This window comes from Chryseobacterium sp. AC417, from assembly GCF_979258215.1.
In genome coordinates this window covers 2,741,853-2,754,727 of sequence record NZ_OZ409845.1, presented here as the reverse complement: position 1 = coordinate 2,754,727, position 12,875 = coordinate 2,741,853, and the positions used below count along the sequence as shown (strand labels likewise).

The following is a 12,875-nucleotide window of genomic DNA, read 5'->3' as shown; positions in this document are numbered from 1 at the left end:
TACAGAGAAATTTCGAAATAAACTAATTTTTAATGATAATTTTCAATTAAATCGGCTAATAATTGAACGCCGTAGCCTGTTGCGGCCTTGTCTTTAGCATATCCTACATTTCCAAAAGCGACTCCTGCAATATCGAGGTGTGCCCAGTTGGGATGCGCCTCAATAAATTGTTCTAAAAATTTTGCAGCAACAATACAGTCACCGATAGGTTTCATAGAAATGTTTTTAAAATCGGCAACATCAGATGTAAAATCATCTTTCCAAATGTCCCATAGTGGTAAATTCCAGACTCTCTGGTTCGTTTTATCTCCTGATTTTATCAACAGGTTTTTTAATCTTTCATTATTAGAAAACAGAGCTCCACAAGTGTCTCCAAACATTCTTACCGAACTTCCCGTGAGCGTTGCCAAATCAATAAGAATATCTGTTTTATAGTTTCTAGACAAATAAGAAAGTCCGTCTGCCAAAGTCATTCTTCCTTCAGCATCGGTATTTAAAACTTCGATTGTTTTTCCGTTGTAAGCAGTGATGACATCGCTCGGTAAATAAGCATTTTCTGAAACTGCATTATCTGTAATTGGTAAAATAGCAACGATGTTTACCGGTAATTTCATCTGTGAGGCATAGATTAATGCTCCAATCACTGCCGTTGCTCCGCCCATGTCAGATTTCATGTAGTGCATATTGTCTGAGGCTTTGATGGAAATTCCGCCAGTGTCAAACAACACACATTTGCCCACCAATCCAAAAGTCTTTGCATTTTTTACGGTTGTTTTATATTCTAAAATAGTAAATGCTGCATCATATGCACTACCCTGGTTAACAGAAAGGAACGCTCCTAATCCTAATTCTTCACATTTTTTTCTGTTGAAAACAGTGTACTTCAGCTTATTTTTTTTAGCTAAATTTTTAAGATAAAAATTAATTAAATCAGGTTTTTTAAAATTCGCAGGTTTATTTAGCCAATCCTGACATGCAGTTTGTCCTTCACAGATAGCATCTGTCTTGTTGCTGATGACATCCAGCTTTTTCTGGCTTAAATTTTTAAAATGAAATTCAAATTTTTCGTTCCAGAAAGGATGGCTTTTTTCAAATGGATAGTTATAGGTTCCGAGGAAAAGCCCTTTTATAAATTCTTCAAACTGCTTTTCATTAATGAAATCGGCTAAAATTAAAGTAGAAACAGGTTGAAGGTTTTTTTTCTGAGCCTGAGAAAATTTCATAGCAACCTGTTGAAATTCAAAATTCTGAATATCCGCTTTTCCAAGTCCTATAAAGTAGGTAATTGAATCTTCTTTTGCATCAACGAAAACTTCATTTTTCTTACCTGAAAATAGAAGGGATATATTTTTATTGTAATTTTTATTGTTTTTTGTCCACGATTCTTCTGTGAATAATTCAAAAATTTGTGCGTAGTTTTTATTTATATTATTTAGTAGCTTCATTTTTTAGTTTTTAATTGTTTCCTGATGCGGTGTAACTTCCACCGGATTTTCTGTGTTGTTGTAAAAAAGCCATTCTATGGCTCTCGGAAATTCCTGAGACCAGTAAAATTCGTTGTGAGAGCCTTCGGGATTGATGTTGGTTTTGAATTCAAAATCAAAAAGATTTTTCTTTTCCCATCTTTTCAGATAATTTTCGAAAACCTGTATTCTTTTGACCATTTTCGAGCCTTCCTGTTCTCCGCCGTAAAGATAAATTTTAGTTTTAAAAGGAACTCTGAAACTCATCATAGGGAAATTATTATTCGGTTCTACCCAGAGTGACGGAGAAAAAATTAAGAGTTTTGAATATACTTCCGGATATAAAAATCCGCTGTAGATACTGATTAAAGCACCCAAAGAACTCCCGCCAATTCCTGTGTTATCACGGTCTTTTTTGGTGCGGTAGTGTTCGTCAACAAAAGGTTTTAAGGTGTCGGTAATAAAACGGATGTACTTTTTACCTTCAGAACCGTTCGCAATATTATCATTATCGAAAATGTATTCTTTAATTCTTTCTTCGCTACCGTGCTCTACAGCGATGATGATTACATCTCCGCGACCATATTCTGCCAGTATAGAAAGTTTTTTGTCAATTTCCCAGTTTCCGTAAGGACTTCCTTCATTGAACAAATTTTGTGCATCCTGAAGATAGAGTACAGGGTAATTTTTGTCTGAAACATAATAGTCATAAGGCAAAAGTGCCCAAACCTTACGATGTCTGTCTAATTGTGGGATATAAAATTCGTCAGAGATGATCTCAACAATCGGATAAAATTCTTCTTTAAAAGGTCCCCAATTGTATCTCCACTTTTCAACTTTATGAGAAAATTCTCCTGTAGATTTTGCCACCTTCTTGTTTGGCGTAATGCTTCCATAAAGATCAAGTTCTACATTTTCCCATCCGCCTTTTGTAAATTTAAACTCAATAATTTCAGGGAGAAAATCATCAAATATCTCTATGTAATAATTATTCTGGTCTATCTGTATCAATTGATAGCGAGAATCTTTAGGATTCCATGTGTTGAAATTTCCGGTTATATAGATTGGTCTTTCGTCCGCCTCATCGGTGTAAAGTGTAAACTTCATATTTGTGTTGAAAAGTATGTAATTATATTAACTCATAAATGTATAAAAAATCTTTTTATATACTTGAATTAAAATTAATAAAAAACGCTCTTTAACAAAGGAATTATTTATATATTTGATAGTCATCGATATGTTTTGTGTAAAATGTCTGAATAAAATGATATTCAGCTTTCAGCAATCATTATTTATGATCTTTTGACTGAAAAACATTATGATGAACTCGGTAAAAACCTATTCTCTTTTCACAGATCATGATATTTACCTATTTCGTGAAGGTAAACATTATCGGCTGTACGAAAAATTCGGGGCGCATTCTGTGGAAAAAGACGGAGTGAAAGGCGTGTATTTTTCAGTTTGGGCTCCTAATGCCAAAAAAGTTTCAGTAATTGGGAATTTCAACAACTGGAATCATCAAGATCACATTCTTTTCCCACGATGGGACGGTTCGGGGATTTGGGAAGGCTTTATTGCAGGTCTAACTTGGGGAACTCTGTATAAATATGCTATAGAAAATTTAGGCAAAATTTTAGAAAAAAGCGATCCTTATGCTTTAAGCTGGGAACAGAATTTGCAGGCTGCATCATTAGTTTCAACCAACTGGTATGAATGGGATGACGAAGAATGGCTGGAAAAACGCTGGAAAAACAACAGCTTGGAAGCACCTTTATCTCTTTATGAAATACATTTAGCTTCCTGGTACAGAGATTCAGAACATCCGGAAGATTTTTTAAATTACAGAGAGATTGCTGCAAAATTAATTCCTTATGTCAAATATATGGGTTTTACCCATGTGGAATTTATGCCCGTGATGGAATATCCATATGATCCAAGCTGGGGATATCAGATTACAGGTTTCTTCGCTGCCACTTCACGATTTGGTTCGCCACAGGATTTAATGTTTTTAATTAATGAACTTCACAAAAATGACATCGGAGTAATCCTGGATTGGGTTCCTTCACATTTTCCGGGTGATGCCAATGGTCTACACCGTTTTGACGGAAGTTACTTGTACGAGCATGAAGATCCTAGAAAAGGTTTTCACCCGGATTGGAAATCCTATATTTTCAATTACGGAAGAAATGAAGTTAAATCTTTTTTGATTTCCAATGCCATGTTTTGGCTTGATCGATATCATGCGGATGGGTTGCGTGTAGATGCGGTGACATCTATGCTTCACTTGGATTATTCAAGAAATGAAGGCGAATGGGAACCTAATATTTACGGTGATAACGTCAATCTTGAAGCGAAAGCTTTTTTACAGGAATTTAATACTGCCGTTTATAAAGAATTTGGAAACAGTATCATCACCATTGCAGAAGAAAGTTCAGATTTTCCTTTGCTTACAAAACCTGTTCATGACGGTGGTGTAGGTTTCGGAATGAAATGGATGATGGGCTGGATGCACGATACATTAGATTACTTTAAAGAAGAGCACGAAAGCAGGAAGTATCATCATCATAAGCTTACGTTTGCATCCATGTATATGTTTAATGAAAACTATATGATGCCTTTATCTCACGATGAAGTGGTACACGGAAAAGCGAGCCTGATTTATAAAATGAAAGGTGACGAATGGCAAAAATTTGCCAATCTCAGAGCATTATTTGTATATATGTATACGCATCCCGGAGCAAAATTGCTTTTTATGGGTGATGAGTTCGGGCAAACCTCAGAATGGAATTTTAAACAAAGTCTCAACTGGCATTTGCTTGATTTTCATGTACATAAGGGTCTGCAGAATTTAGTCAAAGCTTTAAATTTTTTGTATAAAGATCAGAAAGCTTTTTATGAAAATCAATTTAATTCAGATGGTTTTGAATGGGTAGAAGCTGATGATACAGATAATTCTGTTTTAATTTATTTAAGAAAAGGAAAGAAAAAAGATGATGTATTGATGGTTATTTTAAATCTTACTCCCAATACATTTGATTATAAAATAGGAGTAAATGCCGGAACAGAATGGGAAGTAATTTTCAATTCTGATGACGAACAATATGGCGGAAGTGGAGTAGTAACTACCATATTTAAAGAAGAAAATGAAGAATGGATGAACCGCCCGAAATCTATTTTCCTAAAGCTGCCGCCACTTGCTGGTTTAGTTTTGAAAATGAAAAAAGATAAGAAATATAAAATTCTAAGAATAAAACAACACAAAAAATAATAATGACAATTTATCACCTTAGTACAGAATGTTATCCCGTTGCCAAAGTAGGAGGTTTGGCTGATGTTGTAGGAGCTTTGCCGAAGTATCAGAACAAGATGAAAGATGTTGACGCCAAAGTGGTGATGCCTTGGTACAATAAATCTTTTGTGTACGACCACGAGTTTGAAGTTGTTTTTGATGGCTTCATTCACCAGGGACAAAATATGCTTCAGGTTCAGGTCATGAAAGAAAAAACCAATACTTTAGGGTTTGAGTTGTTTTTGGTTAAAATTCCCGGACTTTTGGATCGGGAAAATCCCTATGGATATCAGGATGAAAGTTTCCAGTTTTTAGCATTTCAGCACGGCGTTTTGCATTGGCTGACTGCTATGCAGATTCATCCGGATGTTTTACATTGCCACGACTATCATACAGGTCTGGTTCCTTTTATGGTAGAACATTGTCCTGAATTTGAGTTTTTAAAAGGTACAAAAACCATAGGAACCATTCACAATGGTGAATATCAGGGAATGATGCGCTGGGATATGATTCATTTTATGCCTGTATTCGATCATCACAAATGGGGACTTTTAGATTGGAACGGGTTTATCAATCCTCTGGCAAGTATGATCAAGTGTTGTACTTCTTTCACAACAGTTTCAGAAGGGTATTTGGAAGAACTGTTTGTAAGTTTTAAAGGTTTGGAAAGTCTTGTGCGTGACGAGTTTGGAAAAGCCTACGGAATCATCAACGGAATTGATACCGACGTCTGGAACCCCCAAATCGATCCTATGCTCGATTTTAATTATAATGATAAAAATGTACTTAAAATCAAAAAGAAAAACAAAGAAAAACTTTGTAAAGAATATGGTCTGAATCCTGATTTGCCACTTTTTGCTTTCATAGGAAGATTCGCTACAGAAAAAGGAGCAGATTTACTTCCCGAAGTTGTCTGGAGAAGTATCAAGCAAACGTATGGTGCTTTAAACATCATTGTTTTAGGTTCAGGAAATGCTTATATTGAAGATAAATTAAAAGAATTAAATTACGTTTATGCCAATTTTGCAACAGATATTGGATATAAAGAACATTTATCTCATAAAATATACGCTTCGGCAGATTTTTTGTTGATGCCTTCCAGAGTAGAGCCTTGCGGTCTTAATCAAATGTATGCAATGCGCTACGGAACGGTTCCGGTTGTAAGTTATACCGGAGGATTGAGAGATACTGTAAAAGATATTTCTACCGGCGGTTCAGGTTTGAATTTCACTTATCCAGGAGTTGATGACATTATTCATGCTATGATTCGTGGACTTGCGATTTACAATCAAAAAAAGGCTATGGATGACTTGGTGCTTTCCAATATGAAATTTGATTTTGCATGGGAGAAATCAGCAGAAAAATACCTAGCTTTATATAAGAGCTGAAAAAATTAATAAGTCAAAAGAAATTTACTAATAATAAGATAAACCACAAATAAATTTATGAATCCAAATGTTATTTCAATCGTTTTGGGAGGAGGAAGAGGTACAAGGCTTTTCCCGTTAACTTATTCGAGATCAAAACCTGCAGTTCCTATTGCCGGAAAGTACAGATTAGTGGATATTCCTATTTCTAATTGTTTAAATTCAGGACTCAATAAAATCTTGGTTTTAACACAGTTTAATTCAGCCTCTTTAAATTCACACATTAAAAACTCCTATCACTTTGATATTTTCAGCAAAGGATTTGTAGATATTTTAGCTGCAGAGCAAAACGTGGAAAACGAAAGCTGGTTTCAGGGTACAGCAGATGCAGTTCGCCAATCAATGAAACACTTAGAAAAATATGATTATGACTATATCTTAATTCTTTCAGGAGATCAATTGTACCAGATGGACTTCAATGCGATGCTTGATTTTCATATAGAAAATGGCGGCGATGTAACTATAGCGACAATTCCTGTAAATGCAAAAGATGCTACAGGTTTCGGAATTTTAAAATCTGATGAAGAAGGAAATATCACTTCTTTTATAGAAAAACCCAGCTACGAGATGTTAAATGGTTTGCAGTCTGAAGTGTCTGAGAAAAATAAAGCTGCAGGAAAAGAATATTTGGCATCAATGGGAATTTATATATTCACCAAAACGATCTTGAAAAAAATGTTTGAAGATGGTGCAGGTGACGATTTCGGAAAAGACATTATCCCAAGTTCAATAGGGAAATACAGTACTCTAAGTTATCAATATGAAGGGTACTGGACAGATATCGGAACCATAGAATCTTTCTACGAAGCCAATATCGATCTCTGTCAGGATTTCCCTCAGTTTAATCTGTTTTCATCTTCACCGATTTATACAAGAGCCAGAATGCTTCCGCCTTCAAAGATCAACGGATCTTACGTGAGTAAAGCTGTTTTTGGCGATGGGTGTATCATTTTAGCAGATAAAATTGAAAATTCTGTGATCGGAAACAGAACAAGAATCGATAAAGGAAGCACCATCGTCAATTCTTATGTGATGGGAGCAGATTTTTATCAGAAAACAACAGAAATTGTACAGAATGACAGCAAAGGACAACCCAACATGGGAATTGGAAAATACTGTTATATTGAAAAAGCAATTTTAGACAAAAACTGCTACATTGGCGATAACGTAAGAATCATCGGAGGAAGACATCTGAAAGACGGAGATTACGGTACGTATTCTGTACAGGACGGAATTGTCTGCGTGAAAAAAGGAGCAGTATTACAACCCGGAACTCATATCGGATAGTAATTTAAAAACATAACAACAAGAGTGATCAATATATTGGTCACTTTTTTTATTTGTATTACTTTTGTACGATGCGTTTTTTCAAATTTCTAGCCGTTATTATCACTTTGCTTGTGGGAGCTTATGCAGCTTCTATGTATTATTTTGTGGATGAAAGCAAAAGTTTTAAAATAGAAAAAGAAGTAAATTTTCCCTTAGAAAAAGTTTTTAATCAGTTTAATAATCTGCAGAATTTCACAAGATGGAATAATTTCTTCACCCAATCAAAGTCGATTACGATTGATTATTATACGCCGTATGAAGGACAGGGAAGTGCAATCAGTTACAATGATCCTAAAAGTGAAGATGGCGGTGAAATGTTTATTCGCTACGAAAATCCCAATAAAACATTAAGATATCAGCTTTTTGAGGATGAAGATGAAAACCCGACTTTAATTGATGTAAAATTTACCCCGGTTTCTGCAGAAAAGACAAAGATCACATGGTTTGTACATACTCCGAAATTGTCTGTTCTCACAAGAGCTCAGAATTTCTGGACCGAGGATAAATTTACCGATAATATTGATAAAAGTATGGTGAATCTCAAAAATGTTCTTGGAAATAAAGTTTCAAAAGACAATCAGATGGCATCCATAAAATATGACACGCTGATGGTTGAGAAAGAAGAGGCAAGAATGCTTTTGGGAATCAGCGTAAGCACATCTAATAAAAAAGATGCATTGTACAGAAATATTGTGATGAATTACAATAAAGTCTACAACTTTGTCACGATGGATTTAGGCAAAAAAGATGATGAATTGGGTTACCCTATTTTGATTACCGATGCAGATAATTTTAAGGATAATGAAGTTTCTTATTATTTTGGAATTCCTTTGTCTAAAAAAATTGGAGTTAATGATAATAATTTTAGCTTCAGATCGGTGAGTCCTACTCAAAATTATGTGATTTATTATAAAGGAACTTATGCCGGAAGAGTAAAAGCAATTCAACAGCTGATGCAAAAAGCCAAAGCCGACGAAATGCGATATGGAGACATTTATCAGACTTTCATAGAGCAGCCTCTGGAAGGTCAGGACGTCAATATGAAGCTTTCTCTATCTGTTTATAAATAAATATGATACAAATCATTCGTTTATGTTTTTTTTAATAGTTTGAGGCTGTCCCAAGTCGGTTTTTTTTATTAAATTTGAAGATTAATACGTTTAACAAAATTTAATAAAAGATAAACTGTAATAATGGACAGATTTTCATTCCTAAACGCAGCTCATTCTCAGTTAATTGAGGATTTATACCAACAATACTTAAAATATCCGGATTCTTTAGAACCATCATGGAAAGCCTTTTTTCAAGGCTTTGATTTTGCGTTGGAGAACTACAGTGATGACGGCAGCATTCAGGTTGTTCAGAATTCTGTAAATTCTGCACCTGCAGTTCAGCAAATTTCTCAGGCAGCAGCCAATGGTGAAGTTCCGGAGCACATCAAAAAAGAATTTAAGGTGGTAAATCTTATCGAAGCTTACAGAACGAGAGGCCACTTATTTACTAAAACCAACCCTGTCCGCGAAAGAAGGCACTATACTCCAACTTTAGATCTAGAAAATTTTGGTCTGGACAAATCAGATCTGAATACAAAATTCAACTGTGCTGTTGAAACAGGGATGAAAGGTCCTGCAACGCTTCAAGAGTTGATTACTCATCTTGAAAATATCTACTGTGACTCCATTGGTGTAGAATATACGTACATCAATAACGTTCAGGAAAAAGATTATATCAAGCAGTGGCTTCAGGTGAACGAAAACCACCCAAGTCTTTCTGCAAATGAAAAAACTGAGATTTTACTTAAATTAAATCAGGCAGTAGCATTTGAAAACTACCTTCACACAAAATTTGTAGGTCAGAAAAGATTTTCATTAGAAGGTGGTGAATCTTTGATTCCTGCTTTGGATCAATTGATCTCAAGATCTTCACAATTGGGAGTTGATGAGGTTGTTCTGGGGATGGCTCACAGAGGAAGATTGAATGTTTTAACCAATATTTTCGGAAAATCTTACAAACAGATTTTCTCAGAATTTGAAGGAAAAGAATTTGAAGAAGATGTATTTTCAGGTGATGTAAAATATCACTTAGGGTCATCAAAAAAAATAAAAACTGCGTCTGGAGAAGAAGTTGCAATTAACCTTACTCCGAACCCGTCACACTTAGAAACCGTTTCAGCTTTGGTAGAAGGTATTTGCCGTGCTAAAATTGATGACAAATATAAAGGAGATTACACTAAAATTTTACCGATTGTTATTCACGGTGACGGTGCGTTGGCAGGTCAGGGTATTGCTTATGAAGTAGCTCAAATGATGACTTTAGAAGGTTATAAAACAGGTGGAACGGTTCATATCGTTGTTAACAACCAGGTTTCATTTACTACCAACTATGCTGATGCAAGATCTTCTACTTATTGTACGGATATTGCTAAAGTAACAGAATCTCCGGTAATGCATGTAAATGCAGATGACGCAGAAGCTGTAGTGCATGCGATTCATTTTGCTGCTGATTTCAGAGCTAAGTTTGGTAAAGATGTTTATATTGATTTATTAGGGTACAGAAAATATGGTCATAACGAAGGTGATGAGCCAAGATTTACACAGCCTAATTTGTATAAATTAATTTCAAAGCATCAAAATCCAAGAGAAATTTATAAAGAGAAATTGATTCAGGAAAATGTAGTTTCTGATGATGTTCTTAAAAAAATGGAAACTGAGTTCAAAGCACTTTTAGATAAAGACTTTGACGCTTCTAAGGAAATCGAGAAAAATGTGATGGATATTTTCATGGCAGATGACTGGACGAATTTCCCAATCGCAAAAAGAGGAGTTGTTCAGAATGCTGTTGATACTTCATATGACTTAAATAAGCTGAAAGAATTGGCACTCAAAATGTCGACACTTCCTGCGGATAAAAAATTCTTAAATAAAATCACGAGACTCTTTGAAAACAGAATTAAAGCTATTGAAGGAAATTCTCTTGATTGGGCTTTAGGTGAGTGGCTGGCTTATGCTACACTTCTAGTGGAAGGTCACAACATCAGAATTTCTGGTGAAGATGTTGAAAGAGGAACTTTCTCTCACAGACACGCTGTTGTAAAAACTGAAGATACAGAAGAAGAATATGTTCCTTTGAAAGAAGTTTCAGAAAGCAGATTTGATATTTACAATTCTCACCTTTCTGAATATGGAGTTTTAGGATTTGATTATGGTTATGCGATGGCATCTCCAAATACATTGACCATTTGGGAAGCTCAGTTCGGAGATTTTGTAAATGGAGCTCAGATTATCGTTGATCAATATTTAGCAGCTGCAGAAGAAAAATGGAAGATTCAGGATGGTTTGGTGATGTTATTGCCTCACGGTTCGGAAGGACAGGGAGCAGAACATTCTTCAGCGAGATTAGAAAGATTCCTTACACTTTGTGCCAATGAAAATATGGTGGTTGCAAATTGTACTTCACCAGCCAACTATTTCCACTTGTTGAGAAGACAGTTGAAATGGACATTCAGAAAGCCTTTGATTGTGATGAGTCCGAAATCATTGTTAAGACATCCAAAAGTGGTTTCTCCGCTTGAAGATTTCTCAAACAAAGGATTCCAGCCAATCTTAGATGATCCGACTGCAGATCCTGCGAAAGTTGAAAAATTAGTATTGTGTTCAGGTAAATTATATTTCGAATTATTAGCTAAAAAAGAAGAATTGAGTTGTGAGAATGTTGCTTTGGTGAGATTTGAACAGTTATATCCTCTTCAAAATGACGCTATCGAAGCTGTTTTTGCAAAATACGCAAACAAAAAATCAATCGTTTGGGCTCAGGAAGAACCGGAAAACATGGGAGCCTGGTCTTACATTTTAAGAAATTTCAGAGATACAGGAATTCAGGTAATTTCTCCGGTAGCAAGTGGTGCTCCGGCTCCGGGAAGTCACAAAATGTTTGAGAAAAACCAAAACCTGGTGATCAACAGAGTTTTTGACAGAGATGATGCTCCGGCTAAAAGACCTGTTACTGCTTAATATAAAATAATATCCAATTAAAAATAAAAAATACTCAATATGTCAATTTTAGAAATGAAAGTTCCTTCACCGGGCGAATCAATTACAGAAGTTGAAATTGCAACTTGGCTTGTAAAAGATGGTGATTACGTAGAAAAAGATCAACCTATTGCTGAAGTAGATTCAGACAAAGCAACTCTTGAATTGCCTGCAGAACAAAGTGGAATCATTACTTTGAAAGCTGAAGAAGGTGATGTGGTACAGGTAGGTCAGGTAGTTTGTTTAATTGATGTGGATGCTGCAAAACCGGAAGGTGGTGCTGCGCCGGCAACTGAAGCTCCAAAACAGGAAGAAGCACCGAAAGCTGCTGAGCCTGTAAAAGAAGAAGCTCCAAAACCGACTCCTGTTGCTCCTCAATCTTATGCAACTGGTTCTCCATCTCCTGCTGCTAAAAAAATTCTTGATGAAAAAGGAATTGATGCTGCTCAGGTTTCAGGATCTGGTAGAGACGGAAGAATTTCTAAATCTGATGCTGAATTAGCTGCTGTTCCTGCAATGGGCGGAAGTTCATTAACAGCTACAGGTGCAAGATCTACTACAACGACTAAACTTTCAGTTCTTAGAAGAAAGATCGCTCAGAGATTGGTTTCTGTAAAGAACGAAACTGCAATGTTGACGACTTTCAACGAAGTTGATATGTCTGAAATTTTCAGATTGAGAAAACAGTACAAAGAAGAATTTGCTCAGAAACACGGAGTTGGACTTGGTTTCATGTCTTTCTTTACTAAAGCGGTTACGAGAGCGCTTAAATTATATCCGGATGTAAATGCATCTATCGACGGAGATTTCAAAATTAATTACGATTTCTGTGATATTTCAATTGCGGTTTCAGGTCCTAAAGGATTAATGGTTCCCGTATTGAGAAATGCTGAAAACATGTCTTTCAAGGGTGTGGAAGCTAACATCAAAGATCTTGCAGTAAAAGTAAGAGACGGTAAAATTACAGTTGACGAAATGACTGGTGGTACGTTTACGATTACAAACGGTGGTACTTTCGGATCAATGTTGTCTACACCGATTATCAACCCGCCACAATCCGCAATCCTTGGAATGCACAATATCATCCAAAGACCAGTTGCTGTTGACGGACAAGTTGTTATTCGTCCAATGATGTATGTTGCAATGTCTTATGACCACAGAATTATCGACGGAAAAGAATCTGTAGGATTCTTGGTTGCTGTAAAAGAAGGTATCGACAATCCTGTCGAGTTCTTGCTTGGAGGTGATGAGAAAAAAGGTTTAGAACTATAATTGATCAGATCAATAGAAATATTAAATCTCGCCTTCCAAAAAAAGGCGAGATTTTTGTATAAGACAA

The 12,875-nt window shown here is 35.7% G+C and carries 8 protein-coding genes; 6 read left to right on the top strand and 2 right to left on the bottom strand.

Features of this window, described 5'->3' with window-relative positions:
• Positions 1-29: 29 nt before the first annotated feature.
• A complete protein-coding gene (locus tag ACZZ9T_RS13140; RefSeq protein ID WP_463442453.1) occupies positions 30-1,445 on the bottom strand; it encodes a M17 family metallopeptidase in 1,416 nt (471 codons plus the stop codon).
• 3 nt (positions 1,446-1,448) lie between these two features.
• Positions 1,449-2,570 (bottom strand): alpha/beta hydrolase, encoded by a 1,122-nt coding sequence (locus ACZZ9T_RS13135; RefSeq protein ID WP_463442452.1) that lies wholly within the window; start codon positions 2,568-2,570, stop codon positions 1,449-1,451.
• A gap of 214 nt (positions 2,571-2,784) precedes the next feature.
• Here ACZZ9T_RS13135 and glgB point away from each other — a divergent pair, with 214 nt between their 5' ends.
• From glgB to odhB, 6 genes are all read left to right on the top strand, one after another.
• The gene (gene glgB, locus ACZZ9T_RS13130; protein WP_463443003.1) at positions 2,785-4,731 is read left to right on the top strand and encodes a 1,4-alpha-glucan branching protein GlgB; all 1,947 of its coding nucleotides are present in this window, start codon (positions 2,785-2,787) and stop codon (positions 4,729-4,731) included.
• Between the two features lie 2 nt (positions 4,732-4,733).
• Positions 4,734-6,140, top strand: coding sequence for a glycogen synthase (locus ACZZ9T_RS13125; RefSeq protein ID WP_463442451.1), 1,407 nt, complete (start codon positions 4,734-4,736; stop codon positions 6,138-6,140).
• A 57-nt stretch (positions 6,141-6,197) separates the two neighbouring features.
• The gene (locus tag ACZZ9T_RS13120) at positions 6,198-7,466 is read left to right on the top strand and encodes a glucose-1-phosphate adenylyltransferase (RefSeq protein WP_463442450.1); all 1,269 of its coding nucleotides are present in this window, start codon (positions 6,198-6,200) and stop codon (positions 7,464-7,466) included.
• A gap of 71 nt (positions 7,467-7,537) precedes the next feature.
• Positions 7,538-8,578: an SRPBCC domain-containing protein gene (locus ACZZ9T_RS13115; protein WP_463442449.1), complete on the top strand. Its 1,041-nt coding sequence runs from the start codon at positions 7,538-7,540 to the stop codon at positions 8,576-8,578.
• Between the two features lie 123 nt (positions 8,579-8,701).
• Complete coding sequence (locus ACZZ9T_RS13110; protein WP_463442448.1) at positions 8,702-11,518, top strand: 2-oxoglutarate dehydrogenase E1 component; 2,817 nt, start codon at positions 8,702-8,704, stop codon at positions 11,516-11,518.
• Between the two features lie 39 nt (positions 11,519-11,557).
• Positions 11,558-12,808: a 2-oxoglutarate dehydrogenase complex dihydrolipoyllysine-residue succinyltransferase gene (gene odhB / locus ACZZ9T_RS13105; protein ID WP_463442447.1), complete on the top strand. Its 1,251-nt coding sequence runs from the start codon at positions 11,558-11,560 to the stop codon at positions 12,806-12,808.
• The last annotated feature ends 67 nt before the right edge of the window (positions 12,809-12,875 follow it).

Bases quoted from the DNA above. Each gene is read 5' to 3' on its own strand.
- glgB (WP_463443003.1), top strand. From the start codon at position 2,785: ATGAACTCGGTAAAAACCTATTCTCTTTTCACAGATCATGATATTTAC.
- ACZZ9T_RS13120 (WP_463442450.1), top strand. From the start codon at position 6,198: ATGAATCCAAATGTTATTTCAATCGTTTTGGGAGGAGGAAGAGGTACA.
- ACZZ9T_RS13125 (WP_463442451.1), top strand. From the start codon at position 4,734: ATGACAATTTATCACCTTAGTACAGAATGTTATCCCGTTGCCAAAGTA.
- ACZZ9T_RS13135 (WP_463442452.1), bottom strand. From the start codon at position 2,570: ATGAAGTTTACACTTTACACCGATGAGGCGGACGAAAGACCAATCTAT.
- ACZZ9T_RS13110 (WP_463442448.1), top strand. From the start codon at position 8,702: ATGGACAGATTTTCATTCCTAAACGCAGCTCATTCTCAGTTAATTGAG.
- odhB (WP_463442447.1), top strand. From the start codon at position 11,558: ATGTCAATTTTAGAAATGAAAGTTCCTTCACCGGGCGAATCAATTACA.
- ACZZ9T_RS13115 (WP_463442449.1), top strand. From the start codon at position 7,538: ATGCGTTTTTTCAAATTTCTAGCCGTTATTATCACTTTGCTTGTGGGA.
- ACZZ9T_RS13140 (WP_463442453.1), bottom strand. From the start codon at position 1,445: ATGAAGCTACTAAATAATATAAATAAAAACTACGCACAAATTTTTGAA.